Origin of the sequence: Rhodococcus sp. KB6 (assembly GCF_001445685.1) — a bacterium.
GTDB lineage: Bacteria > Actinomycetota > Actinomycetes > Mycobacteriales > Mycobacteriaceae > Rhodococcus_F > Rhodococcus_F qingshengii.
Genome location: NZ_LNAK01000151.1, coordinates 134,350 through 159,454 on the forward strand (window position 1 = coordinate 134,350; position 25,105 = coordinate 159,454).

The 25,105-nt window shown below is 63.0% G+C and carries 26 protein-coding genes and 1 riboswitch; of the genes, 15 read left to right on the forward strand and 11 right to left on the reverse strand.

Annotation, left to right across the window (positions count from 1 at the left end):
• Window positions 1–23: 23 nt before the first annotated feature.
• On the reverse strand, window positions 24–863 hold the full coding sequence (locus ASU23_RS26305) for a CPBP family intramembrane glutamic endopeptidase (RefSeq protein ID WP_058039115.1): 840 nt from the start codon (window positions 861–863) through the stop codon (window positions 24–26).
• A gap of 85 nt (window positions 864–948) precedes the next feature.
• Here ASU23_RS26305 and ASU23_RS26310 point away from each other — a divergent pair, with 85 nt between their 5' ends.
• Window positions 949–1,257 carry a rhodanese-like domain-containing protein gene (locus ASU23_RS26310; protein WP_003940684.1) on the forward strand — a complete coding sequence of 103 codons (309 nt, stop codon included), beginning with the start codon at window positions 949–951 and terminating at the stop codon, window positions 1,255–1,257.
• Between the two features lie 47 nt (window positions 1,258–1,304).
• On the opposite strand, the gene ASU23_RS26315 is transcribed toward ASU23_RS26310, so the two are convergent.
• Both ASU23_RS26315 and ASU23_RS26320 read right to left on the reverse strand, forming a co-directional pair.
• Window positions 1,305–1,946, reverse strand: a complete 642-nt coding sequence (locus ASU23_RS26315; protein WP_003940771.1) for a dihydrofolate reductase family protein — start codon at window positions 1,944–1,946, stop codon at window positions 1,305–1,307.
• A 74-nt stretch (window positions 1,947–2,020) separates the two neighbouring features.
• Complete coding sequence (locus ASU23_RS26320) at window positions 2,021–3,106, reverse strand: TDT family transporter (protein ID WP_042449826.1); 1,086 nt, start codon at window positions 3,104–3,106, stop codon at window positions 2,021–2,023.
• A 91-nt stretch (window positions 3,107–3,197) separates the two neighbouring features.
• Here ASU23_RS26320 and ASU23_RS26325 point away from each other — a divergent pair, with 91 nt between their 5' ends.
• Entirely contained in the window at window positions 3,198–4,109 is a 912-nt protein-coding gene (locus tag ASU23_RS26325) for a LysR family transcriptional regulator (protein WP_030535095.1), read from the forward strand.
• 12 nt (window positions 4,110–4,121) lie between these two features.
• Here the strand turns inward: ASU23_RS26325 and ASU23_RS26330 are convergent, their stop codons facing one another.
• Window positions 4,122–4,802: a TetR/AcrR family transcriptional regulator gene (locus ASU23_RS26330; protein ID WP_007727412.1), complete on the reverse strand. Its 681-nt coding sequence runs from the start codon at window positions 4,800–4,802 to the stop codon at window positions 4,122–4,124.
• 74 nt (window positions 4,803–4,876) lie between these two features.
• Between ASU23_RS26330 and ASU23_RS26335 the strand changes: the two genes are divergently transcribed.
• The 4 genes from ASU23_RS26335 (at window position 4,877) to ASU23_RS26345 (ending at window position 11,068) form a co-directional block, all read left to right on the forward strand.
• Complete coding sequence (locus ASU23_RS26335; RefSeq protein ID WP_007727411.1) at window positions 4,877–6,013, forward strand: NAD(P)/FAD-dependent oxidoreductase; 1,137 nt, start codon at window positions 4,877–4,879, stop codon at window positions 6,011–6,013.
• 7 nt (window positions 6,014–6,020) lie between these two features.
• Window positions 6,021–6,320, forward strand: a complete 300-nt coding sequence (locus ASU23_RS34975) for a DUF3626 domain-containing protein (protein ID WP_253741493.1) — start codon at window positions 6,021–6,023, stop codon at window positions 6,318–6,320.
• The gene (locus ASU23_RS26340) at window positions 6,254–6,703 is read left to right on the forward strand and encodes a DUF3626 domain-containing protein (RefSeq protein ID WP_253741504.1); all 450 of its coding nucleotides are present in this window, start codon (window positions 6,254–6,256) and stop codon (window positions 6,701–6,703) included. Before ASU23_RS34975 ends, ASU23_RS26340 begins: the two co-directional genes overlap by 67 nt.
• Window positions 6,704–6,883: 180 nt before the next feature.
• Window positions 6,884–11,068 (forward strand): bifunctional nitrate reductase/sulfite reductase flavoprotein subunit alpha, encoded by a 4,185-nt coding sequence (locus ASU23_RS26345; protein ID WP_058039116.1) that lies wholly within the window; start codon window positions 6,884–6,886, stop codon window positions 11,066–11,068.
• 6 nt (window positions 11,069–11,074) lie between these two features.
• Here ASU23_RS26345 and ASU23_RS26350 read toward each other — a convergent pair whose 3' ends face one another.
• Window positions 11,075–11,539 (reverse strand): tRNA (cytidine(34)-2'-O)-methyltransferase, encoded by a 465-nt coding sequence (locus tag ASU23_RS26350; protein WP_007727408.1) that lies wholly within the window; start codon window positions 11,537–11,539, stop codon window positions 11,075–11,077.
• 136 nt (window positions 11,540–11,675) lie between these two features.
• On the opposite strand from ASU23_RS26350, the gene ASU23_RS26355 reads away from it, so the two are divergent.
• Window positions 11,676–12,359: an excalibur calcium-binding domain-containing protein gene (locus ASU23_RS26355; protein WP_058039043.1), complete on the forward strand. Its 684-nt coding sequence runs from the start codon at window positions 11,676–11,678 to the stop codon at window positions 12,357–12,359.
• Between the two features lie 33 nt (window positions 12,360–12,392).
• Window positions 12,393–13,013, forward strand: coding sequence for a pentapeptide repeat-containing protein (locus ASU23_RS26360; RefSeq protein ID WP_058039044.1), 621 nt, complete (start codon window positions 12,393–12,395; stop codon window positions 13,011–13,013).
• A 6-nt stretch (window positions 13,014–13,019) separates the two neighbouring features.
• On the opposite strand, the gene ASU23_RS26365 is transcribed toward ASU23_RS26360, so the two are convergent.
• Both ASU23_RS26365 and ASU23_RS26370 read right to left on the reverse strand, forming a co-directional pair.
• Complete coding sequence (locus ASU23_RS26365) at window positions 13,020–13,295, reverse strand: DUF1905 domain-containing protein (RefSeq protein WP_007727403.1); 276 nt, start codon at window positions 13,293–13,295, stop codon at window positions 13,020–13,022.
• Between the two features lie 32 nt (window positions 13,296–13,327).
• Window positions 13,328–13,840, reverse strand: coding sequence for a GNAT family N-acetyltransferase (locus tag ASU23_RS26370; RefSeq protein WP_063836256.1), 513 nt, complete (start codon window positions 13,838–13,840; stop codon window positions 13,328–13,330).
• A gap of 31 nt (window positions 13,841–13,871) precedes the next feature.
• On the opposite strand from ASU23_RS26370, the gene ASU23_RS26375 reads away from it, so the two are divergent.
• Entirely contained in the window at window positions 13,872–14,729 is an 858-nt protein-coding gene (locus ASU23_RS26375) for a bifunctional methylenetetrahydrofolate dehydrogenase/methenyltetrahydrofolate cyclohydrolase (RefSeq protein WP_007727401.1), read from the forward strand.
• A gap of 5 nt (window positions 14,730–14,734) precedes the next feature.
• Window positions 14,735–15,019 carry a DUF3017 domain-containing protein gene (locus ASU23_RS26380; protein WP_003940740.1) on the forward strand — a complete coding sequence of 95 codons (285 nt, stop codon included), beginning with the start codon at window positions 14,735–14,737 and terminating at the stop codon, window positions 15,017–15,019.
• A gap of 5 nt (window positions 15,020–15,024) precedes the next feature.
• Here the strand turns inward: ASU23_RS26380 and ASU23_RS26385 are convergent, their stop codons facing one another.
• The 4 genes from ASU23_RS26385 to ASU23_RS26400 form a co-directional block, all read right to left on the reverse strand.
• Window positions 15,025–15,600 carry a hypothetical protein gene (locus ASU23_RS26385; protein ID WP_050654857.1) on the reverse strand — a complete coding sequence of 192 codons (576 nt, stop codon included), beginning with the start codon at window positions 15,598–15,600 and terminating at the stop codon, window positions 15,025–15,027.
• Window positions 15,600–17,429: a DEAD/DEAH box helicase gene (locus tag ASU23_RS26390; RefSeq protein WP_253741495.1), complete on the reverse strand. Its 1,830-nt coding sequence runs from the start codon at window positions 17,427–17,429 to the stop codon at window positions 15,600–15,602. Before ASU23_RS26390 ends, ASU23_RS26385 begins: the two co-directional genes overlap by 1 nt.
• A 118-nt stretch (window positions 17,430–17,547) precedes the next feature.
• The gene (locus ASU23_RS26395) at window positions 17,548–18,684 is read right to left on the reverse strand and encodes a homoserine O-acetyltransferase (protein WP_058039046.1); all 1,137 of its coding nucleotides are present in this window, start codon (window positions 18,682–18,684) and stop codon (window positions 17,548–17,550) included.
• A complete protein-coding gene (locus ASU23_RS26400; RefSeq protein WP_058039047.1) occupies window positions 18,681–20,006 on the reverse strand; it encodes a bifunctional o-acetylhomoserine/o-acetylserine sulfhydrylase in 1,326 nt (441 codons plus the stop codon). The genes ASU23_RS26395 and ASU23_RS26400 overlap by 4 nt, the downstream gene beginning before the upstream one ends.
• A gap of 143 nt (window positions 20,007–20,149) precedes the next feature.
• Window positions 20,150–20,290: riboswitch (SAM riboswitch) on the reverse strand.
• Between the two features lie 305 nt (window positions 20,291–20,595).
• On the opposite strand from ASU23_RS26400, the gene ASU23_RS26410 reads away from it, so the two are divergent.
• The 5 genes from ASU23_RS26410 (at window position 20,596) to ASU23_RS26430 (ending at window position 25,100) form a co-directional block, all read left to right on the forward strand.
• Window positions 20,596–21,819 carry an NADP-dependent isocitrate dehydrogenase gene (locus tag ASU23_RS26410; protein ID WP_003940772.1) on the forward strand — a complete coding sequence of 408 codons (1,224 nt, stop codon included), beginning with the start codon at window positions 20,596–20,598 and terminating at the stop codon, window positions 21,817–21,819.
• A 199-nt stretch (window positions 21,820–22,018) separates the two neighbouring features.
• Complete coding sequence (locus ASU23_RS26415) at window positions 22,019–23,158, forward strand: MFS transporter (RefSeq protein ID WP_058039048.1); 1,140 nt, start codon at window positions 22,019–22,021, stop codon at window positions 23,156–23,158.
• 36 nt (window positions 23,159–23,194) lie between these two features.
• Window positions 23,195–24,040: an exodeoxyribonuclease III gene (locus ASU23_RS26420; RefSeq protein WP_082661479.1), complete on the forward strand. Its 846-nt coding sequence runs from the start codon at window positions 23,195–23,197 to the stop codon at window positions 24,038–24,040.
• A 26-nt stretch (window positions 24,041–24,066) separates the two neighbouring features.
• Complete coding sequence (locus ASU23_RS26425) at window positions 24,067–24,606, forward strand: ribonuclease domain-containing protein (RefSeq protein WP_058039049.1); 540 nt, start codon at window positions 24,067–24,069, stop codon at window positions 24,604–24,606.
• Entirely contained in the window at window positions 24,606–25,100 is a 495-nt protein-coding gene (locus tag ASU23_RS26430; RefSeq protein ID WP_058039050.1) for a barstar family protein, read from the forward strand. The genes ASU23_RS26425 and ASU23_RS26430 overlap by 1 nt, the downstream gene beginning before the upstream one ends.
• Window positions 25,101–25,105 lie beyond the last annotated feature (5 nt).

Here is a 25,105-nt window from a genome sequence, read left to right on the forward strand (position 1 = left end):
ATGTCTTGTACGGTCGCGGTCGGTCAGGCCGAGACGGGTGTGTGCCGATCTTCGCCGATTCGATCTCGGATGAGGAAGACGGCGATCACCCCGAAGACGACCAAGAGGACCGTCAGTAGAGAGGTGATGGCGGCGGCGCCGCTCACTTCCGTGGTCACCGAAGTGTCCAGCCCGCCGGTCGAGAGAATTGTGGTGGGGTCGGTGAGGCCGTGTAACACGATTGCGGCCCAGATCGTGCCCGTCACACGCATTGTCAGGTACATGCACATACCGAAACCGAAGGTGTAGACCACGGTGACAAGGACGGTCGACGGCTTCATCCCGGCGATCAGGTTGACCGTGTGCATGAGTGCAAACACCAGTGAAGACACGACGGCGACAAAGCGCTCGCGGTGGCCGGCGTCGCGCAGCATCTTCACTGCCAGGCCACGGGTGGCCAATTCCTCGGTCAGGCCGACGCACGCACCGAGCACCAGCAGGGCGATTACCTCGCCGGTGGTCCAGGCGCTCCAATCGGTTCCCGCCAGATGCGCAACAATGGCGGCGACCACGATGATCGGACCGATCCACATCCAACCGCGCCCACGAATGGGTTGTGGGCCGAAGACGCCGCGCAGCCAGCCGACCTTTGTCGTGAAAACCAGCAGGGCGATCCCGCCGATCGCGATGGGCAATGCGACGCCGAGGAGGATGCTGGAGGCGCTTGCCACGACATTGTCCGTGTCGATCTGGTCTGCAAAAACCCTGGAGGTAACCTGCCCGACAGCAAGATAGAACGCCAGGTAGACGACGATCAGCAGGAGCACTTTCCATACGGTGGGGCGACTCCAAAAACCGGACTTTTCGGGAACCGTATTGGTCATTGTCAGATCGTAAAGGGAGCTGCACGAAAACGCGCGGGTACCGTCTATTCGGACAGCAGCGAACACGAAGGCAGGCGCAGAAGAAATGTTGGAAGTCGATTTGAATGCACTGGACACGGCTTTGGCAGCGGGTGAGCCGTTGATCGACGTCCGTGAGGCCGACGAGTTCGCTCAGGTCCGAGTTCCCGGTGCGACGCTCATTCCGCTCAGCGAATTCGTCTCTCGCGTGGGTGAAATTCCGGACGCGGAAACGGTGTACATCATCTGCGCCGTCGGTGGTCGGAGCTTGCAAGCCGCTGAGTATCTGCAGGCTCGCGGCATCAATGCCGTTTCGGTGGCCGGTGGAACGATGGCGTGGTACCAGTCGGGGCGCCAGGTCGAGACCGGCGAATAGTGCGTAACTGTTGGGGCAGCTCCCGTTTACGGAGCTGCCCCAACACGTCACTTCCGCCAGAACAGGTGGTGCGTCACGCCGCTCGGGCTCGGCACAACGTCGAGGTTGAAGCGGTCGAGTAACTCGTCAGGTGTCTCCCACAGTCGTAGACCGGATCCGAATTCGATCGGGGAGACAGCGATGTGCATCGTGTCGACCAGATCGGCGTCGAGGAATTCACGGATAGTGCTGACTCCGCCGCCGAGTCGAACGTCCTTGCCCTGCGCTGCCTCACGTGCCTGCGCGAGGGCCGTCGCGGGGTCGGCGTCGACGAAGTGGAATGTCGTGTCCGATAGCGTGAACGACGGCCGCACGTGGTGGGTCAAGACAAAAACCGGGGTGTGGAACGGTGGCTCGTCGCCCCACCAGCCCTGCCACTCGAGATTCTCCCAAGGGCCGCGGTAGGGTGAGAATTTGTTGCGGCCCATGATTTCGGCGCCGATGTTGTTGGAGAAGTCCCGCGTGAAATAGTCGTCGAGGCCTCGGCTGCCGCCGGGATCGGTGCGATTGGGCCAGCTGGCCGTAGCTCCTGCCCACGCAAACATTTCACCGTGGTCCAGGCCGAACGGGCTCTCGAAGCTCTGGTCCGGACCGCAGGCTATTCCGTCACTCGAAACGCCGAAATTCTGCACTCGCAATAACTGACTCACCGTGTACTCCTGCTCTCGACAATGGTCTACGTGAGTACAGACCGTACGGCGAGCCAAAACTCATCGGTGCGAATTCATGCAGCCGCCGGTAGAACTCCACTGCGGATCGACCGGACGGTCCTGACCGCGACGGTTGCCCAGATGGGGATCAGTACGGTCAGCAGGGCAAGTGCGATTCCCAGGATCAGGGTGGAACCGGTGGCGACTCCGAAGGCATTCGCTCCGACGGCACATGCTCCGATGGGGAAGGTGAAGCTCCACCAGCCGAGCGAGAAGTCCAAGCCGCGGCGCAGTGCGTGGATGGTGACGACGGTGACGGTGACAAACGCGATCACGCCGATGATTCCGACGACGGTTCCGTAGGCGATCCCGAATTCGTGCAGGGTGTCGGCATGCTCGGGGCTGAGTGCATGCCGTGAGGCGGCGGCCAACAGGTTGGATGCCGCGATCGACTGTCCGATCACGCCCAACGGAATCCACAGTGAGGGAATGGCATTGAACGGGATCACGTCGACGCCGGCCGAACGGTTGCGTGCGAACTGCCTGGCGACGGCTACCAGAATGCCGATGGCGGCGGTCAGCGCCAGAGCGAACAGGATGTAGCAGAAAACCAGTACCGCGATGCGTGGAGCGCCTTCGGGCATGTGGGTGCTGACCGCTGCGCCGGTGGTGGCCGAGACCATCGGAGGTACGACGGGCATGAGCCAGAACGGCATTGCCGTCGCCATCCCGGCATCTCGAACGAGTCGAATCATCATCACGACGTAGGTGACCAGGCCGAGTGCCGTGCCGAGTGTCCACAGTGTCAGCGACACGGTGATCGCCACGTCGTGGCCGAGGAAGTCCGGGCCGGTGATGCCGGTTGCGGATCCCACGGTCAGCAGTGCCATTGCGACGGCGCCGTAGAAGGGGAACATCGCGGGGCTGTGCAGGTAGGCGAGGGCCTGACATCGATGTTGTGACCAATGGGTGGCAAATGCTCCGATCAAGGCGCACAGTACGAGAACCGCCAGAACCCAGAAGATCTCGGAGACCAGTTTCAAGCCCTCGATCTCCGGTTCGAGCGAAGCGGCGGCTACCGACACGATTCCCGTTCCCATCGCTGCCGCGAACCAGTTCGGAGTGATGTGGGCGAAGGTGGAACTCGTTGTGGTGGTCATGTATTTCACTGTCGTCTCATCCGGTCCGTACCGGTAGACCGGTTGTTCTTGAATGCCCACAAACTCGCCTTGTGGGTCTAATCTTGGGACTATGTCGTTGTCTCCTCGGGTGCCGGAACTCAGTGCCCTCGACGTCCTCCTTTCCGTAGGGCGTCTGGGCAGCATGGGTGCTGCCGGCCGGGAGCACGGACTCAGTCAGCAGGCGGTCAGCGCCCGGGTGCGTTCGGTCGAACGCCAACTCGGAATCAAGGTGTTCGATCGAGCGGCGACCGGTGTTCGTCCCACCGCCGAGGGCGGTCTGATTCTCGAGTGGGCAAGTCACATCCTCGTCAGTGCCGAGGAAATGGCATCGGGAGTTGCCGCACTTCGCGGTGAACGTGATGCTGCCGTCACGGTTGCCGCCAGCATGACCATCGCCGAGTATCTGGTTCCCGGATGGACGGTCGCGATGCGGCACAAGTTCCCCAACGTCGTGGCGTCGGTGAGCTTGCACAATTCCTCGGACGTCTCTGCTCAAGTTCAGGCCGGCCAGGCCGATATCGGATTTGTCGAAGGGCCGGATGTGCCGTCGGCGCTCGCGTCGTGCGAAGTAGCGCGTGATCACCTCGTCGTGGTTGTGCCGCCGGGACACGACTGGGCGAATGGTGTGCCCGTTCCGGTCGAGGAACTCGCACGCACACCGCTGATTCAGCGAGAATCAGGGTCCGGTACGCGCCTGACGCTCGAGAATGCTGTTCCCGATTGTGTGCCGCCGCTGCTCGAGCTCACCTCGTGTACCGCTGTCAAGGCTGCGGTGGTGGCAGGCAACGCCCCGGCTGTTCTGTCGTCGCTGGCAGTTGCCGCCGACCTGACGGACGGCCGACTGGTCGCGGTCAACGTCGACGGCTTGCGGATGCCGCGTCGACTCCAAGCCGTCTGGGATCCCGATCGCGGATTGCGCGGTGCGGCAAGAGATTTCCTCGATATAGCGCTCGGATCCAACACCGCTGTTCATTCACGCTGACGGCTACGGCCGCTATCGGACGGTGTCGATCCCCGCGAGGATGAGCTCGATGCCTGCCAGAAACTGTTCTCGGTCGTCGTGGTCGCGCAACTGCGCCGTCACCTGATTGAGGAACGGGTACTTCGCAGAGTCGAGTTCTTCCCATCGCGTGGCGACGCCCGCGAGGAAAGCGGACCGATCTGTCTCACGGGGGAGCAGACGGGCGCCCGCGGCGTACTGTCCGGCGAGACCGAGCACGTAGTTCAGGAGCGCGGACGCGCAGTCGAACTGTGCCGATTCGGGAACGCCGAGCGCCTGGAGTTGCTCGCCGAGACTTTCGAAGATCTGCATCACCGCTGATTGCCACGGTTCACGTGAGAGTTGGGTGCCGACCCAGGGGTGGGCGTCGATCGCGTCGAACACGCCGAGGGTGATGGTCCGGATCGCCTCCCGTGGGGCTGCACCTTCGGTTGCACCGGTTGTCACGCGGGCGATGACGTCGTCGGTCGCCGCGGCGAGCAGTTCGCTCTTGTTGGCAACGTGCCAGTAAATCGCCCCGCTACCTGTTGCCAGGCGTGCGGAGAGTGCGCGAAATGTCAGCGCGGCTTCGCCCTCGTCGTCGAGGATCTCGATCGCAGCCTCGACGATTCGCTCCTTCGAGAGCGCATCCGTACGTCTTTCGGTCCGCTGATTCCTGGTCGCCATGCGAACCATCTTGACATATCTGGAACGCCGTTCCAAGATGTCATTGGAACGACGTTCCAATCGAAGCCTGAAAGGAAACAAACATGAGCAACTCGATAACGATCATCGGGGCGGGCCTCGGCGGTCTGACCCTCGCGCGTGTCCTTCACGTTCATGGAATTCGGTCGAAGATCTACGAGGCGGAACTGTCGGCAGAAGCTCGCACGCAGGGCGGTCAACTCGACATCCACGAACACAACGGTCAGGCCGCGCTCGACGCTGCCGGCCTTACCGACGAGTTCCGCGCGATCATCCACGCGGGCGGCGCCGCGTCGCGCGTACTCGATCAACACGCCGCCGTGCTCCTCGACGAACCCGACGACGGCACGGGAGCACGTCCCGAGGTGCTGCGCGGCGACCTCCGTCGAATCCTGATTGATTCCCTTCCGGACTACACGATCGAATGGGGACGCAAAGTCGACACTGTGCGCTCGCTCGGAGATGATCGCCACGAGTTGACCTTCGTCGACGGTTCGACAGTGACCACCGACTTTCTCGTCGGTGCAGACGGTGCCTGGTCGAAGGTCCGGCCGCTGCTCTCCGATGCGAAGCCGGAATACGTCGGCACCACGTTCGTCGAGACCTACCTCTACGACGTCGACGAGAAGCATTCGGCTGCAGCCGAAGCCGTCGGGGACGGGGCGATGTACGCGCCCGCACCAGGAAAAGCGATCGCCGCGCATCGAGAGGCGGGAGACATCGTGCACACCTACGTTCAGCTGAACCGTCCGGCGGAGTGGTTTGCCGGTATCGATTTCACCGACGCCGCCGCTGCGACAGCGCGGGTCGCGGCCGAGTTCGACGGTTGGGCACCGGAACTCACGGCGCTGATCACCGATGGCGAAACCGCTCCGATTCCGCGCGCGATCCATGCACTTCCCGACGAGCACCGATGGGATCGCGTGCCTGGGGTGACGCTCCTCGGTGACGCGGCGCACCTGATGTCCCCGTCCGGTGAGGGTGCGAACTTGGCGATGTTCGACGGCGCCGAACTGGGAAAGGCGATCGCCACGCACCCCGACGACATCGAAGGGGCACTCGCCGAGTACGAAGAAGCGATGTTCGTGCGCAGCGCATCCGAGGCCGCGGACTCGCACGTGATCCTTGATCTCTGCCTCGGTGAAGGCACACCGTATTCACTGGTCGATTTCTTCACCGGCGCTGCTTCCATATCCGGATAATGGGCGAATGCCTGTTGATTCCACTCCTTGGTCTGCCGCGATTGCGCACGTGAGCGGTCTCTCGAAGGGCGGCCCGTTGGATCGAAATCACCGGGTGACGTTGCACTTTCATCCGGACCTCCCGTCTGAACGTGGTCTGACACTGGCCTCGATCGCACGTCAAGGCACCTATGTGACCCAGTTCGAGACTCGAACGAGCAACGGCGGACTGACGGCGCATCACGGCGGCGATCGTTGGCGTTGGGAGAGTCGGATATTCGGCGGAGCTTACGACGAGCGAGAGCCCTCGGAACGGCCGAAGCGATGAGCTTGGTCGACGCCGCACGGGCTGCCGAGCTCGACGATCCGCTCGACCACTACATCGAGGCGCACGTTCACGGCGTCGTCGACATCGGGACGGACGTCGAGGCGCTCGTTCTGGATCCGAGTTACCGGGGCACACGGATCGAAGAGATCGCCCACTCGCTCACGTGCCCGGTGCTGTGGCACGAGGGATACGCGGTCGATGTCGACGAGATAGCCGAACATCCCGAATACCGGGGAGCGGCCGTGATCGACCTTGCCCGAGAAATTGCGCACGGCAGGCGGCTGACGCCTGCCGTCCTGGGGCTCGCACGGGGTGCATCCTTCGATCCGCAGGACGTCAAGAAGGTTTGGCACTACATCGCTCGATTCGGCGGCAGAGCGTAGAACTGGGCATTCGCGTACAGCTGCACGTCGACGACCGCTGGTCCCGGGACCGCACATCGGTCCGAAGGTCGCGGTGAGGAAAGAGTGATTGATACGCAACATCGGGCATGAACTCCCGAAACAACTGCATCCGAAGATAGAAGTCGACCTTGATCCTCGGTCGAAGGGATGCATGAATCGATGGGCGCTCAACTCACCACCACCAGTGTCGACACACTCTGCGCATACTGCGGGGTGGGCTGTGGTCTTGTCCTCGACATCATCACCGATCCCGAGACGGGGCGTCGGAAGGCTGCGAAGTCTTCCGGTCTGAAGACACATCCCACCAACTTCGGGCGTCTGTGCACCAAAGGCACCACGACCGCAGACATGCTCGCCGGCCCGGGGCGCATGGAATCTGCATATCGCCGTCCGCGCCGAGGTGATGCGATCGAAGCGGCGGACATGGCCGCAGTCATCACTGACACCGCCCAGCGCCTGCGGGCAATAATCGACGAGCACGGTCCCGACGCGTTTGCGTTGTACGTGTCCGGGCAGATGTCACTCGAAGCTCAGTACCTGTCGAACAAACTGGCCAAGGGCTTCATCGGGACCAATCAGATCGAATCGAATTCCCGTTTGTGCATGGCAAGTGCCGGCACCGGATACAAGCAATCGCTCGGGGCCGACGGACCGCCCGGTTCCTATCAGGACGTCGAACATGCCGACGTGTTCTTCGTGACCGGCGCGAACATGGCGGACTGCCATCCGATCCTCTTCCTCCGAATGCAGGAGCGGGTCAAGGCAGGCGCGAAGCTGATCGTCGTCGATCCTCGACGCACCGCCACCGCCGACAAGGCGAACTTGTTCCTGCAGATCGCTCCCGGCACCGATCTCGCGCTACTCAACGGACTACTCCACCTGCTCGTCGTAAACGGCCACACAGATCCGGACTTCATCGCCGACTTCACCGAAGGCTGGGAGGTCATGCCCAGTTTCCTCGCGGAGTACACGCCTGCGAAGGTCAGCGAGATCACCGGTATCTCCGAAGCCGACATCCACACGGCAGCGCAGTGGATCGGTGAGGCCGTCAACTGGATGAGCTGTTGGACAATGGGTTTGAACCAGAGCACCCACGGCACGTGGAACACCAACGCCATCTGCAACCTTCACCTTGCGACCGGTGCGATCTGCAAGCCCGGCAGCGGTCCGTTCTCGTTGACCGGTCAGCCGAACGCCATGGGTGGGCGTGAAATGGGCTACATGGGGCCAGGTTTGCCAGGTCAGCGCGCCGTGATGGTCGACGCCGATCGCGACTTCGTCGAGGACCGATGGGGGATCCCGCAGGGCTCGCTGCGCACCGACATCGGCGGTGGCACCATCGACATGTTCTCCCGAATGGCGGCGGGCGACATCAAAGCGTGCTGGATCATCTGCACCAATCCCGTTGCGACGGTAGCCAACCGCAAGACCGTCATCGACGGCTTGGAGAAGGCCGACCTCGTCATCACCCAGGATGCTTTCCTGGGCACCGAGACCAACGAATACGCCGATGTTCTGCTGCCTGCTTCGCTGTGGACAGAGTCCGACGGAGTGATGATCAATTCCGAACGCAACCTGACGCTCTTTCAGCAGGCACTGGATCCGGTTGGGCAGGCGCTGCCTGATTGGCAGATCATCGCCCGGATCGCCTGCGAGATGGGGTACGCCGAAGCGTTCACCTACACCTGTGCCGAAGAGGTGTTCGAAGAGATCAAGCAGTTCTGGAATCCGAAGACCGGCTACGACTTACGCGGCGTCACCTACGAGCGCCTCCGCAAGACATCGATTCAGTGGCCATGCCCGCCAGACAGTGATCAGGACCGTCATCCCATCCGATACGTCAATGACGGTGTCAGTCAAAGGCTCCTGATCCGCGAGGACGGCAGCACTCCGCGGCTCGCATTTCCCACCGCCACTGGCCGTGCGATGTTCTTCGCACGGCCGCACATGCTTCCCGCCGAAATGCCCGACGACGACTACCCCTTCCTGCTCAACACCGGTCGTCTCGCGCACCAGTGGCACACCATGACCAAGACCGGCAAGGTGGCCAAGTTGAACAAGCTCAACCCAGGTCCCTTCGTCGAGATCCATCCCGACGACGCCGCCAGGCTCGGTATCGTCGACCAGGATGCGATCGAGGTTGCCTCACGCCGCGGTCGCGCTGTGCTTCCGGCTGTTGTCACCGACCGAGTGCGTCCGGGGAACTGCTTTGCCCCATTTCACTGGAACGACGCCTTCGGTGAATATCTGTCCATCAACGCCGTCACCAACGACGCCATCGACCCTGCCTCGCAGCAACCGGAGTTCAAAGCCTGCGCTGTCACTATGACGAAGGTCGCCGTGAACACACCTGAAACAGTGCTCGCCGAGGCGGCGCTGGTGGCTCCCGCGCCAGCTGATCGGGCGTTGTCGCGAACCGATGTCCTCGCGGATGTCCTCGGTCAAACAGGAACACCTGCAGTGGTATTCGATGCGCTCCAGCAGAGCTACCTGGCCGGCCTTCTCGCTGCGTTGCGTGCGGACGCCGATCGCACTGCCGGGGTACCTACCTTGCCGTCGACGGCACCCTTCGATGCCGAAAAGCGGATGTGGGTCGACGGTGTTCTGGCCGGCCTGTACTCGCGGATCTCACTTCCTGACACCGACGGGCCTGCGTTGTCATCGAGTCCGAGTATTGGATCCGAGCGCGCGCCGATCGTGGTGCTCTGGGCATCGCAGACCGGAAACGCGGAAGAATTCGCTGCTGAGTGCGCCACTCGTCTCGGGGGAATCGGCTTGCCCGTCGTGATGCACGCGATGGACGAATTCCCGGCCGCCGACCTGGCAGCTACCAGAGAGGTCCTGCTGATCACCAGTACCTCCGGTGACGGCGAATCCCCGGACAACGGCAGCGGTTTCTGGGATGCGTTGTCTGCTGACACGGCGCCCCGCATGTCCGAGACACGTTATGCAGTCATCGCTTTCGGCGACTCGAACTATGCCGACTTCTGTGGACACGGACGAAAGCTCGACGCCCGCCTTGCCGAACTGGGAGCCAGTCGTATCGTCGATCGCGCCGACTGCGAGCCCGATTTCGAGGACACCGCTGCTGGATGGCTGGAGGCGGTCACGGCTGAGCTTCGGAGCTCGGTGGCCGGCGAGACGACCGACGTCCTCGTTGCAAAGAAGAATTCTGGGACAACCTTTGCAGCCGCGCCGATTTCACCGGCGATGTCGCCGCCGCTGCGATACAACAAGAAGGCGCCGCTGACCACAGCCTTGACGCGCAATGTCGTGCTCAACCGTCCGGGTTCTTCCAAAGACGTGCGGCAGTTGGGCTTTCACCTTCCAGGTGACACGGTCAGTTACGAAGCCGGCGACGCTCTCGGAGTCTGGCCCCGAAACAGCTCTCCGTTTGTCGACGAGTGGCTCACCCTTACCGGCCTCGACGGTGACGAGACCGTCGAACTGGGGCAGTACGGGGAAATGACGCTGCGTACCGCGCTCACCGAGCGCCTGGAGATCACTCGAATCTCGACCGACATGATTCGATTCGTGCATCAACGAACCCGCGATTCGGACCTGGCCGAGTTGTTGAAGCCGGAGAATGTCTCCACGTTCAAAGACTGGTCGTGGGGACGACAGTCCGTCGACATTCTCGCGCAGTCGCAAGTTCGTGCCTCGACAGACGAATGGCTCTCGCTGCTCAAACCGATTCAGCCGCGGCTGTATTCGATATCTTCCAGTCCGAAGGAGAACCCACGCGAAGTGCAGTTGACGGTGTCCGCGGTGCGATACAACGTTGCGGGTGTCCCACGGCGTGGAGTGTGCTCGACTTACCTCGCCGACCACGCTCACGATGACGACATCGGTATCTACGTGCAGAAGTCGACCCACTTCCGGCCACCTTCCGATCCCGAGACCCCGATGATCATGGTCGGTCCGGGGACCGGCATTGCACCGTTCCGTGCCTTCCTGCATGAGCGGCGGGCATTGGGGCACACGGGCCCGAACTGGCTGTTCTTCGGAGAACAGCACGCCGCGACCGACTTCTACTACCGCGAAGAAATCGAAGAATTGCGGAAGGACGGATTCCTCACCGAACTCGACCTCGCGTTTTCCCGGGATCAAGCCGACAAGGTCTACGTGCAGGACCGGATGCGTGAGCGGGGTGCACTGCTGTGGGAGTGGTTGCAGAAGGGAGCGCACTTCTACGTCTGCGGCGATGCCAACCGGATGGCCAAGGACGTCGACAGTGCCCTCAACGGGGTGGTCGCTCAGCACGGAAAACTGGCTCCTCGCAGTGCCGAGGCGTACGTGAAGGCTCTTTCGGCGGAGAAGCGCTATGTCCGGGACGTCTACTGACGTCGATCAGACAGCGCCCTTGAACCCGTGCTGACGCCAGGCCTCGTACGTCACGAGGGCGGCAGCGTTGGACAGGTTGAGGGACCGGCGTCCGGGCAGCATCGGGATACGCAGGCGCTCGGTGACGTGTTCGTCCGCCAATACTTCTTCGGACAGTCCGGTGGGTTCGGGCCCGAACAGCAGGACGTCGCCGGGTTGGTAGGCGATATCGGCATACGACGTGGTCGCGTGCGCGGTGAAGGCGAACACGCGAGCGGGGGTGACGGCTTCCCAGGCAGCGGTCAGGTTTTCGTGGACCGTGACAGTCGCCAGGTCGTGGTAGTCCAAGCCTGCGCGCTTGAGCTTCGGCTCCGACAAGTCGAACCCGAGAGGTCCGACCAGGTGGAGTTCGCAACCGGTGCCTGCGACCATGCGGATCGCGTTTCCGGTGTTGGGTGGGATGCGGGGCTCGTGGAACATCACTCGGAACACTCGAGGAACTGTACCGGGCGACGTATCGGTGCCCACGTCCGTGAGAAGACCGGTCGGGAAGTGTGGGCGAATTGGTAACAAACCGGCCAGTCCGTGCGAATCTATTTCCGGCACTCTTCGCAGAACGGACATTTTGATGAACCCTCCCGCCGGTTGGAACCCCGACCCCTTCGACCCCACGATCGACCGTTACTGGGACGGTCAGCAGTGGACCGCGCAGACACGGCCCAAGGGCGTCGACGCACCCACTCAGGCTTTCGGCACTCCCACGCAGGTCTTCGGCGCACCCGGATCGGCGGCGCCGGACACTAACGCCGAGGAAGGCAAGACGCGGCGTAAGTGGCCGTGGATCGCCGGCGCGGCAGTCGTGGGGCTGGTTGCCATCGCCGCGGCGACGGGAGCGGGCAAGTCGGAAGAATCGACGACGCCTGCTGCGACCTCTTCGGCGACAGCTGCAGCGACGACAACCAAGAGCACTGTCCCGTCGACGACAAAGACCACAACGTCGTCCGCCCCGCCGACCACGACTACCGCGACGACGCTGCCGACCACGACAACCACCGTGGCAATCGTGCCGCTGGTGCCTCAGGTTCCGGAGACCACGACAACGCCGTACGTTCCGCCCGCTCCGGCGTACACGCCCCCGAAGACAACGGAACCCGCCTACGTTCCGCCGCCGGCCAAGGTGCCTGACGCGGGGGTGTATTACGCCAACTGTGCAGCCGTGCGAGCGGCCGGTGCTGCCCCGATCTACCGCGGCGATCCCGGCTATTCGTCCAAGCTTGATCGTGACGGTGACGGCGTGGCCTGCGAGACCTAGGCGATCGAACCGGTGTCGGTGCGGCGGGGCAGTATGGACGGCATGCTCCCCGAAGAATCCGACGATGTCGTCGGCGAAGACTATTCAGACGCGCGGCTGGCCGGGCAGAAGTGGCGTCAGCGCACTTTCACCAACTGCAATTTCCGAGACGCCGACCTCACCGGACTCACGACGGAGTCGGTGGTGTTCACGGATTGTGATTTCACCGGCACCGATCTGGGGGAGTCCGTGCACACGGGAACTGCGTTCCGCTCGTGCAATTTTGCCCGGACCAGCCTGTGGCACAGCACGTTCCGAAACTGCAGTCTGCTCGGGTCGACGTTCGACGGTTGCCGCATCCGGCCGTTGACGCTCGACGAAGTCGACTTCTCGTTGACCTCACTCGGCGGGGCGGACATGAGAAAGATCGACTTCACCTCATGCCGCTTCCGTGAAGCGAACCTGGTTCGGGCCGACATGCGGGGCGCGGTGCTGGCGTCCGCGGATCTGTCCGGTGCTCGCACGGGTGGACTCAAACTCGAAGGTGCAGACCTGCGCGGTGCGCGGATCGATCCGAGCCTGTGGACGTCCGCGTCGGTCGGAAACGCGCAGATCGAGTTGATGCAGGCGGTGGCGTACGCGTCGGCGCACGGTCTTGTCGTCGACATGAAGTAGCAGCGCCTAGCTCTCCAAGCGCTCCTCGAGGCGCACCGTCACCAGCTCGCCGGTCTCCTTGCCGATGGCTTTGCGAAGATCGGCTTTGACCGGCAGCTTGTGGTTACCGTCTCCCAACGCCATGAACGAACTCTGGAACGGATGTCCGTCGATCGTCCCGCGTACCTTGACCAGGCCGCGGGTGCCGAAGAACTCGGCGGACTCCGGCCAGATCACATAAGTCCACCCGCCCTTGGCGTCGCTCTTCTGCAGGGTGGCCGTGAATTCCTTGTCCAGCAACATGATGTCGGTCCTTTCGAACTCGTCCCAGTCGATCAGCGGATGAATTCCCGTGCGAGCAGATCCATCAGCAGTCCGTCCTTCCACACACCATGGCGATCTCGCGAATACTCGCGCATCACCCCGACGTCTTTGAACCCCACCGATCGGTAGCACGCGATGGCGACGGAGTTGTCGACCTCCGGGTCGATGACCAGACGGTGGAATGCGAGGTCGTCGATCAGGTGGGCACACAGCACGCGAATCGATTCGCGACCGAACCCTCGGCCGTGGAAGTCGGGATCGAGGAACAAGTCGAGCCCGGCGTGGCGGAAGTCGGGGTTGTCCTCCGCCTCATACCACTGGATGAAGCCGATCAGGTGGTCGCCGTGGAAGATGCTGTAGCGCGTGGTGCCAGCCTCCGGCGCTGCAGGCCAGTCGTCGTCGGGATTTTGCCACCAGTGCACGACGTCCGGGTGCAGGTGAATTGCCCGCAGACGGGCGTGATGATCGGGCGCGACGGGGGAGAGGAGCACCCTCGGGCCGCGTAGTTCCGGAGCCGTTGTCACTCATCGACCCTAACCTGGAACAATGGTCGCCGTGACTGCAACGATCCTCGACGGCAAAGCTACCCGCGACGAAATCTTCGAAGACCTGAAGGTGCGGGTGAGCGCTCTGAAGGCAGAGGGCATCACACCCGGCTTGGGCACCATCCTGGTGGGCGACGACCCCGGATCCGCGGCTTACGTGCGCGGCAAGCACAACGACTGCGCCAAGGTCGGTATCAATTCTTTGCGACGCGACCTGCCTGCCGACATCACGCAGGAGCAGCTCAACGCGACGATCGACGAGCTCAATGCCAATCCCGAGTGCACCGGCTACATCGTGCAGTTGCCGCTTCCCAAGCACCTTGACGAGAACGCAGCCCTCGAGCGCATCGACCCCGACAAGGACGCCGACGGCTTGCACCCGGTCAACCTCGGTCGACTGGTGTTGGGCAAGGAAGCCCCGCTGCCGTGCACCCCGCGTGGAATCCTGCATCTCCTGCGCCGCTACGAGGTCCCTATTGCAGGCGCACACGTGGTGGTAGTCGGACGAGGCGTCACAGTCGGTCGCCCGATCGGATTGCTGCTGACGCGTCGTAGCGAGAACGCGACGGTCACGCTCTGCCACACCGGTACCCGCGATCTCGCGGCCGAGGTTCGCCGCGCCGACATCATCGTCGCTGCCGCCGGCGTTCCCGGCCTCATCACCGCAGACATGGTCAAGCCCGGGGCAGCGGTCCTCGACGTCGGCGTCAGTCGCACCGACGACGGCCTGCGCGGCGACGTCGCAGCCGACGTCAACGAGGTCGCCGGCTTCGTCTCACCCAACCCCGGTGGTGTCGGACCGCTGACCCGCGCGTTCCTGATCACCAACGTGGTCGAGCGCGCCGAGCGGGTTCTGGCCGGAGTCTGAGTCCGATGTCCTCACTGGTCGGCCTCGCGAAGAAGAATCTGCCCATGCTCGCGGTCCTCGCCGTGATCGCGGCGGCCGTGGTTCTCGTGCTGGCCGACCGGTGGCGCCGCGGCGCCCTCGTCTTCGGTGTTGCCGTCATCATCGGAGCTGCCGCTCGGTGGTTCGTTCCCGAGAACCGTGTGGGGTTGCTCGCGGTGCGTGGAAGGGTCTTCGACACTGCGGCGATGGGCGTTATGGGTGTGCTGATCGCGACGCTCGCCCTGACCATCGATCCGCTCGGTACCGACTGAGAAGATCAGCCCCCGTAGAACGAGCGAATATCGATATCACTCAAAGGGATCCACTCCGGTGAATGTGCGGATGTCGACTTCTTTCCAGCCTTGACCGGTGCACTCCGTAACGTCACCGCAAGTGCAGGTTCCTCGTCGATTCGCCCGGCGAGGGCGTAGATCGCGGCGAGATGGTGAACGCACGGCGAGCGTCTACCTGAGCAGTCGCAGCTGGCAGTGCACTCCGAAAGATCAACGGCTACTGCGATATTTCGAGCCTGCAGTTCGGTGACGATGCTGTCCGGCAGTTCGCCGGTGGAGACGGATCTGTTCGCCTTTCCAGCCGAACGGAGAAGGCTCTTCACTGCAGCGATCTCGGATTTGGTCCAGAGCGGGACACCAATCGTCACTGACGAAGTTTTTGCCTTGGTGCTCACCTCGGCGACGACAGTCCCCGACGAGACGACGGTGAACTCCACGGAACCGTTGCGTGCCAGGGTGCGAGCCGTCGGCAGGGACGGGTTCGGACCGGACGCCGCGGTCCGCTCCACCGTGCGCAGCCACGCTCGACCCCAAGCGGTGACGCCGAATTCGTTGGCCATCAGATGATCACCGCGCCGTCGAGTTCGAGAAGTTCACGCAGTTCGGTGTCGGGGAGATCGGCCAGCGCGGCCTCGACGTTCCCGGAGACAGCATCGGCCACAGCTCGTTTGGACTCGTGCATCGCTGCTATGTGATCCTCCACGGTACCGCCCGTCACCAAGGTATGGACGTTGACGGTGCGTTTCTGGCCGATGCGGTGTGCCCGGTCGGTTGCTTGATCCTCGACGGCTGGGTTCCACCACCGGTCGTAGTGCACGACATGACTTGCGCGCGTGAGGTTGAGGCCGAAGCCGGCGGCGCGCAAGCTCAGAATCAGAACCGGTGGTGAATCCGTCTCGTTCTGGAACGCGTCGACCATCGCGTCTCGTTTGTCGGTGTTCAGGCCGCCGTGGAGGAAAGGCACGGCACCGATACCCAGTTCGGCTCCCAGGTGTCGCGAGAGCATCTCGCCCATCGTCCGGTACTGCGTGAATATCAGCGCGCGATCGCCGTCGTCGACGATCTCGGCGATCATTTCCATTGCGCGGTCGAGCTTTCCGGATCTTCCGTAGAGGTCGTCCGTATCGCCGGTGACCTGCGCCGGGTGATTGCATACCTGCTTGAGGGTGGTCAGAAGGGCAAGAATGTTGCCGCGCCGGGCAATTCCCGTGCCCAATCCGGAGTCGAACGCATCGGCAACTGCCGACCGGTAGATGCGCGCCTGTTCCGACGTCAGAGTGCACGAGACCGTGGAGAACTGTTTGGGCGGAAGATCCTTGGCCACTGTGTCTTTGGTTCTGCGCAGAATGAAAGGATCGATCACCGCGGCAAGTCTGGTCGCCGCGGTGGCCGATCGACCGGATTCGATCGGGACGGCAAAGCGTTGACGAAACCGTGCGCGAGTTCCGAGGACGTCGGGATTTGCGACGCGAAAGAGTGACCACAATTCTTCGAGGCGGTTCTCCACCGGCGTGCCGGTCATCGCTACCTTGACGTCCGCCGACAACTGCATTGCTGCTTTCGCGGCGAGGGAAGCGGGGTTCTTGATCTGTTGCGCCTCGTCGAAGACCACTGAACTCCAATGGACCGGGGCAAATTGGGCTGCGTCGGAACGCAAGACGCTGTAGCTGGTCAGAACCGTAGTGCCGGCGGGGATACGAGTGGGAAGTGCACGGGCGGCCCCGTGATGAACGTGCAGTGGCAGATGCGGAGCGAATCGCTCGATCTCGCGGCGCCAGTTTCCTATCACCGAGGTGGGACACACAACCAGATGCGGACCGTCGCCGGCGCGGATCGCGATCATCGAAATCGCTTGCAGTGTCTTACCCAAACCCATCTCGTCGGCCAAGATCCCACCACCCGAACCCGACAGAGCCGTCAGCCAGGCAACTCCCTGCATTTGATACGGGCGCAGAGTCGCCTGAATCTTTGCTCGGCGAAGGCTGTCCACGGCTGTACGCGCATCCGTGAACAACCGCACCGTGGACTCGGCGCTTCGGATCTTCGTGTCGTCGTGCTCGATCGCGGCATGCGCTGCGGTCGGAATGTCATGTGCGCCGGTGTCGATGACGCGCTTCCACGCGAGCAGCGACGATCCGAGGTCGCCGCGACCAGCATCGAGGTTGTGGAACGCGTCGATCGCGGTGGTGAGGTCGAGCAGTTGCGCTCCGACGTCGGTTGCTGTGATCGACTCGTCGACCGGGATCGCAAGCCTGCACACGCCCGGCGACCCGGTCGGCATCCCCAGTGCCGACAGCCGCGCTGCCGGGTCTGCGTCACCCCAGAACGCGAAGGACATGTGCTCGGGAATGTACGTAGCCTGCAGGCGCGTCGAGCATGGCTGATTCACGTTCGCCGATGCTAGCCGCGCCGGCTCACGTTCGCCAATGAGAATGTCGGGAAAACCCGCAGATCAGCTGTGGTTTTCCCGACATTGACGAATCCTGAAAACGTGGCTCTGTGCCGAATCAGCGAGCCGTACGCGCGAACTCCATCGTTCGGCGAAGCAGTCCGGCGACGGCGTCCGCCTCCGTCAGGAAGCCGTCGTGGCCGTCCTTGGACTTGAGAATCTCGAGGCCGCTGCACGTGGAAATTCCGTCGGCGATCTCCTCCTGCAAGCGAAGGGGATACAGCCGATCCGAGTCGACGCCGCCCACCACGACCGGTGCCGTGATCGATGCCAACGCCGCCGCAACACCGCCGCGTCCACGACCGATGTCGTGCCGGTTCATGGCCTCGGTCAGGAGGACGTACGTGCTCGGGTCGAAGCGGTCGACCAGCTTGTCTGCCTGATGTTCCAGGTAACTCTGTACGGCGTATCGTCCACCGTTCCAAGGATTTTCGTCGTTCTGAGCGGAGTTCTCGAAGCGTGCGTCAAGTTCGGCCTCGGTGCGGTACGTGAGGTGCGCGATGCGACGGGCGATGCCGAGTCCGGCGCGAGGTGCCCGCCCCGTTCCGTGGTAGTCACCGCCCTGCCAATCCGGATCGGAGACGATGGCAGCGATCTGCGTCGTCTGGGTGCCGATCTGATCTGCAGTGGCCCGTGAACCGGTTGCGAGAACCAACGCGGAGCGAATGCCGTCCGGGTAGGTAACTGCCCATTCGAGGGTGCGCATGCCCCCCATGGATCCGCCGACTACCGAGGCCAACTGGTCGATCCCGAGGAGATCGACGAGCTTCTTCTCCGCCGCGATCTGATCCCGGATGGAGATCTCCGGGAACCTGCTGCCCCACGGCTTGCCGTCGTCGGCCGGCGAACTGGGACCGGTCGTGCCGCGACAACCACCGAGGACATTGGTTGCGATGACGCACCATTCGCCGGTGTCGATCGGTTCGCCGGGGCCGACCATCCCGTTCCACCAGCCGGGGGAGGGCTGATTCGCGGAGATCGGTCCGGTGACGTGTGAGTCTCCGGTCAGTGCGTGCTCGACGAGTACGACGTTGTCGCGGTTCGGGGAAAGCTCACCCCACCGCTGAACGGCGAGCGAAACCGATGGGAGCACCGCGCCGCTCTCGAGTTCCAAGGCACCGATGTCGACGAACCCCACCTGGCCGTCGGGTGGGGGCAGGAGGTCGATCCTGGGCTCCAATTCGTTCACGGTCACGAGTTTGCCACCGCTGCCAGGCCGACGGTGAGATCGGCGAGGATGTCGTCGATTCCTTCGATGCCGACCGCGAGGCGGACGAGCCCGGGGGTGACACCGGAGGCGAGCTGCTCTTCGGGGGTGAGCTGCGAGTGTGTCGTCGAGGCGGGGTGGATGACGAGTGAGCGAACGTCACCGATGTTGGCGACGTGGCTGTGCAGCGTCAGGGCGTTGACGAACGTCTTGCCCGCATCGATACCGCCGGGCAGCTCGAAGGTGACGATGGCGCCGGTTCCCTTGGGCGTCAGCTGCTTTCCACGTTCGAACCATGGCGAGGAGGGAAGTCCCGCGTAGGAAACGGAAGCCACCTCACCGTGGCCGTCGAGGAATTCGGCGACCTTCTGTGCATTGGATACGTGGCGCTCGATGCGCAGGCTCAAGGTTTCGATACCCTGCGCGATGAGGAACGCGTTGAACGGCGCCACGGCGGAACCGAGATCGCGCAGCAGTTGGACGCGGGCCTTGAGTGCGAACGCCGGCGCGCCGAGGTCCGCGAAGGTGACGCCGTGGTAGCTGGGATCAGGCGTCGTGAAGTTCGTGTGGCGACCCTGCGTCCAGTCGAAAGTGCCACCGTCGACGATGACGCCGGCGATCGCGGTGCCGTGTCCACCAAGGTATTTGGTGGCGGAGTGAACGACGATGTCGGCGCCGTGTTCGAGTGGGCGAAGCAGGTACGGCGTCGCGACTGTGTTGTCCACGATCAACGGAAGACCGTTCTCGTGGGCCAGTGACGAGATACCGGGTAGGTCGAGGATGTGGTTCTTCGGATTGGCGATCGTTTCGCCGTAGAACGCCTTCGTATTCGGGCGAATGGCTTCGCGCCACTGCTCGAGATTGTCGGGATCCTCGATGAACGTGACTTCGATACCCAGCTTGCGAAGGGTGTAGTGCAGGAGGTTGTACGTGCCGCCGTACAGGTACGGGCTGGAGACGATGTGGTCGCCGGCCTCGGCGATGTTGAGGATCGCGATGGTCTCGGCGGCCTGACCCGAGGAGAGGAGGAGTGCGGCGACTCCGCCTTCGAGGGCAGCGATGCGCTGCTCGACGGCGTCCTGTGTGGGATTCATGATCCGCGTGTAGATGTTGCCCGGCTCGGCGAGGCCGAACAGTGCCGCAGCGTGATCGGTGCTGTCGAAGACGTAGCTGGTGGTCTGGTAGATCGGCAGAGCGCGCGCGTTGGTGGCGGTGTCCGCTGTTTGTCCGGCGTGCACCTGCTTGGTCTCGAACGACCAGTTCGCGGTCGGATCCGAAGTTGCTGCGGCGTCGGCTGTGTTGTCGGTCATGATTTGTTCACTCCAGTGGTCTGACGGATAGATGTCGGACGGGGGCGAATGATCGCCGCCCCGTGCTGGGGTCTATCTACAAGTGCGACACATACTGAAATACCTCCGTGGGGCTCGGCCCGGTCTGGGGTCCGTCCCTGTCGGACCCGCGCTTGTCACCCGAATTGCGGTGGAACTGCGCGAGCAGATCCACGTCGGGAAACCTGGTCATCACCCGGGGCACCCCACCGCGGTTGGAGGGTTGCCGTCCAGCGAGCCGGGGCTTGACGCTGGCACTCATGACCAAGTCGGATTCTACCGGGAAGTGAGCGCAGTCCTGACACGGGGCGAAATGTGAGCCGCAACCGCACGCGAGGCAGAGCGACGCAGCCCACTAGCAGGCAAAAGTTACTCGCGAGTAGAGACCGATGAGTGGACCTGCCGGTTGCGGCCTCACGGGTTAGCAGTACGCTTGTCTTGTTTGGGACTCATCTCCCGAGATCAGTCCACACCGTCTAGGTTTGATAATCGAACCGTTCGCGGACCCACTCACAAAGTGTGACCGCAACCGTGTAACCAGGGAAACTTCCTAGGAGGACGCGAAGCACCCATGTCCAAAATCAAGGTTGAGGGCACCGTCGTCGAACTCGACGGCGATGAGATGACGCGCATTATCTGGCAGTTCATCAAAGACAAGTTGATCCATCCGTATCTCGATGTGAACCTCGAGTACTACGACCTCGGTATCGAGTACCGCGACGAGACCGACGATCAGGTCACCATCGACGCAGCGCACGCGATCCAGAAGCACGGCGTCGGCGTCAAATGCGCCACGATCACGCCGGACGAGGCACGTGTCGAGGAATTCGGTCTCAAGAAGATGTGGCGTTCCCCGAACGGAACGATCCGCAACATTCTCGGCGGCACGATCTTCCGCGCACCGATCATCATCTCCAACGTTCCGCGACTCGTTCCGGGCTGGACCAAGCCGATCATCATCGGCCGTCACGCATTCGGCGACCAGTACCGCGCCACAGACTTCAAGGTCCCCGGCCCCGGCAAGGTGATGATCACCTACACGCCTGAGGACGGCAGCGCACCGATCGAGCACGAACTTGTCAACTTCCCCGAAGAGGGCGGCGTCGTCCAGGGGCAGTACAACTTCACCACGTCCATCCGTGACTTCGCTCGCGCGTCGCTCACCTACGGACTGCAGCAGAACTACCCGGTGTACCTGTCCACCAAGAACACCATTCTCAAGGCGTACGACGGTGCCTTCAAGGACATCTTCCAGCACGTCTACGAGACCGAGTTCAAGGCTGAGTTCGATGCTGCAGGTCTGACCTACGAGCACCGCCTCATCGACGACATGGTCGCTTCCGCACTCAAGTGGGAGGGCGGATACGTCTGGGCATGCAAGAACTACGACGGCGACGTCCAGTCCGACACCGTGGCCCAGGGCTTCGGTTCGCTCGGCCTCATGACGTCGGTTCTGCTGACACCGGACGGAAAGACCTGTGAGGCAGAGGCTGCTCACGGCACCGTGACGCGTCACTACCGTCAGCACCAGCAGGGCAAGCCCACCTCGACCAACCCGATCGCGTCCATCTTCGCGTGGACCCGCGGGCTCGAGCATCGTGGCAAGCTCGACAGCACCCCTGAGGTCATCGGCTTCGCGCAGGCGCTCGAAGACGTTGTCATCAAGACCGTCGAAAGCGGCCAGATGACCAAGGACCTCTCGATGCTGGTCGGCGGCGATCAGGGCTACCTGACCACCGAGGAGTTCCTCGGCGCGCTCGACGTGAACCTGCAGAAGGCCATGGCCGCGAAGTAGATTCACCGCTTCACCTGTCAAATGGGACGTCTGGGAAACCGGGCGTCCCATTTGTGTTCGCGGTCTCACGTGAGTGAACTCACCCGCTCTCACTTGGAAGTTCAACCAGGTGTGAGACCACAATTGGTCAGTGACTTCGTCTACCCTCTCCCGTTCTGACACCTCGACACCCGGGGTTCGTTCCGCCAGAGGTCCGGCGATGCTCGCTCTCGCTCTCGGTGGTTTCGGTATCGGCACAACCGAGTTCGTCTCCATGGGGTTGCTCCCGGAAATGGCATCCGGACTCGGCGTCTCGGAACCCGTCGCGGGTCACGTGATCTCGGCGTACGCGCTCGGAGTTGTCGTCGGCGCTCCGCTGATCGCTGCACTCACCGCACGAGTACCGCGCCGCACCCTGTTGATCGCACTCATGGTCGCGTTCACCGTCGGCAATGCCGCCTCGGTTTTCGCGCCCTCGTACACGACGCTGATGATGGCCCGCTTCGTCGCCGGATTGCCGCACGGCGCGTATTTCGGAGTCGCCGCTCTGGTCGCAGCTCACCTGGCCGAACCGGGAAAACGCGCGAAGGCCGTCGCCATGGTGATGATGGGTCTTTCCGTGGCCAACGTGATCGGGGTACCGGTCGCGGCCTGGATCGGCCAGGCACTCGGCTGGCGCAGCGCCTTCGCCTTGGTTGCGGTGATCGGAGTGGCAACCGTTGCTTCGCTCTTCGTCTGGATTCCGCGTTTGGACGGCATGCCGGTGACGAATCCGATCACCGAACTCGGGGCACTGGGCCGCGTTCAGGTGTGGATGACCCTGATCGTGGGCATGGTCGGATTCGGCGGGATGTTTGCCGTCTACACCTACATCAGTACGACTCTCACCGACGTGTCCGGGCTTGGCGCTTCGTTCATTCCCCTCGCACTCATGCTGTACGGACTGGGCATGGTGGCCGGCAACTTCGTCGGTGGATACCTCGCGGATCGCGCACTGATGAAGGGCTTGTTCCTGTCGATGGGATCCCTCGTGGTCATCCTCGCGATCTTCGTTATCGCCGTGCGCAATCCGTACACGGCGCTCGTCTTCGTCTTCCTCATCGGGCTCGCCGGGTCGTCGATGGTGCCTGGCCTCCAGACACGGTTGATGGATGTCGCCGAGGATGCTCAGACCTTGGCCGCGTCTCTCAATCACGCCGCACTCAACATCGCCAACGCCTTCGGAGCGTGGATCGGCGGCGTCGTCATCGCAGCCGGTTACGGGTACACCGCGCCGGCAGCGGTGGGGTCGTTGCTGGCCGTCGCGGGTCTCGTCGTGCTGGCGGTAGCGGTGATTCTGCAGCGTAGGGCCGCGCGCTGACCTGGGCGCCCATCCGCGTCGGTGGAATCGGCTACGGTGCTTGCCGTGCCACAAACTGCTGACTCCCACATTCTTGCGCCCCACACCATCACGTCCGTGAACGTCAACGGCGTTCGAGCAGCTGCCCGCAAGGGCATGCTCGACTGGCTGGAGAAGACGTCGGCGGATTTCATCTGCCTTCAGGAAACGCGTGCGTCGGACGATCAGCTTCGCGAGACTCTCGAGCCGGCACTCGGCAACGGATGGTTCCTGGTCTCCGCCGAGCCGTCCGTGAAGGGACGCAACGGAGTCGCGGTGCTCTCACGCACGGAACCGGACGCGGTGCGGATCGGTCACGGGGACGACGAGTTTCTCGACGCCGGTCGATACATCGAAGCCGACTTCGCGGATCTGACCGTCGCGAGCCTGTACCTGCCCTCCGGTGAGGCGCTCACGCCGAAGCAGGAGGAGAAGGAGCGGTTCATGGCATCCTTCGCAGTTCACCTCGCCTCCACCGCTGCAGCGGCCGAGGCTGCCGATCGTCACGTGGTGGTCAGCGGCGATTGGAACATCGCGCACACCGAACTCGACCTCAAGAACTGGAAGACCAACAAGAAGTCTTCGGGATTCCTCCCCGAGGAGCGCGCCTGGATGGATCTGCTGTTCGCCGAAGATTCCGCGTGGGTGGACGTCTTCCGCACCCTCCATCCGGGTGTCGAGGGCCCGTACTCGTGGTGGTCGTACCGCGGAAAGGCATTCGACAACGATTCGGGTTGGCGTATCGATTACCAGGTTGCCACTCGCGGATACGCCGAGCGGGCCAAGGTCGCGCTCGTGGAACGCGCTGAGTCCTACGACCTCCGTTGGTCGGATCATGCGCCTGTCACCGTCTCGTACCGATAGAGACGCGTATGTCTGAAGGTCTGAAAATGCCGAGCGCAAAGACGCGCAACGCCATCATCACCGTCGTGGTGGCGGTGGTTGCGCTCGTGCTGGCGGTCACCCTTTCTTCACGTGACTCCGACAGTTCGGCGTCGTCGGTGACGAAGTCCTCGAGTGCCCAGTCCTCGACTGTTCAAGCCAAGCCGGGTGCTACCACCAAGGCTGCGCCGTCGAGTTCCGTGCCCTCGAATTCCGCGCCCTCGAATTCCGCTGCCAAGCCAACGCAGCAGACAAGCACCGATGCGCCGGCGCGAGTGCTCGCCACGCTGGTCGAGATCGACGCCGGGAGGTGGCCGGATTCCGCCAATGCGCCGGGCACCAAGGGCGGCATCACCTTCCGCAACAGCGAAGGCCGCCTACCCGCTGTCGGTGCCGGTGCCGGTGGCGGACGTGTCGTCTATCAGGAATGGGACGTGAACCCGAAGAAGAACGGCCAAGGACGCGACGCCGAGCGAATCGTCACCGGCAACGACGGTTCGGCGTGGTACACCCTCGATCACTACGACACGTTTGTGAGGATTCGCTGATGTCCGATTCGTCTACGGTCAGCGTGGCGCAGTGGCTGGATCCGTCTTCGGATGTGGTTTCGGTGGCGCTGCAGAGCGACCCGGCCGTTGCAGATGATCTTGCACGTCAACTCCGTGCCGAGAATTTTGTCGTTCGGGTGGTTCGCGGAGAGAACATGCGGACAACGGCGCAGGTCTTCGACGAGTTTGCGGCAGCCTTCCAGTTTCCGTCCCACTTCGGGCGAAACAAAGACGCTTTCGACGATGTCATGCGCGATCTCGACGACGTCCTCGGACTCGGCGCCGGATATGTAGTTGTGGTCCGAGGTGCGGGTTCTCTACTGTCCGAGCAACAGGATCAGTTGGAGTGGTTCCGCGAAACGATGGACTTCTACGCCGAAGAATGGGAACCCGTCGTTTTCCGGACCGTCTACCAGTTCGGTGCGGAGGACCTCACCGCCCACGGTGAAGACCTCGTCGAACTCGACTACCCGGGCACCACGCCACTGCACTGATTTCC